This is a genomic window from Rhizobium sp. SVR5-9E (assembly GCF_056755095.1).
Map to the genome: position 1 here is coordinate 1 of NZ_JBNDHS010000854.1, position 229 is coordinate 229.

The 229-nt window shown below is 38.4% G+C and carries 1 protein-coding gene; it reads right to left on the bottom strand.

The window, feature by feature from the left end; all coding sequences use genetic code 11:
* Window positions 1-229: hypothetical protein (locus tag ACPYOJ_RS37260; protein WP_481420668.1), on the bottom strand; the 229-nt coding region annotated here is incomplete at both ends.

The window sequence follows — 229 nt, forward strand, 5'->3', positions numbered from 1 at the left end:
TCCTTATGTATTCTTTTTTCCTGCAGCTGTTTGTTAGTTTGTACCAACAGCAACAGGTGTTTACCGGTGAAATCTTTCGTTTTTTCAATAAAATCTTTTGGCCAGTCGCCGGGAATCATTCTCAATCTTACCAGTTCTTTCAGATGGAACAACATAAAATCGTGATAGGATGCCGATTTCAGGATATCTTTATTCCAGGCTGTCTTTCTGCCTTCTTTCTGTAAGACTT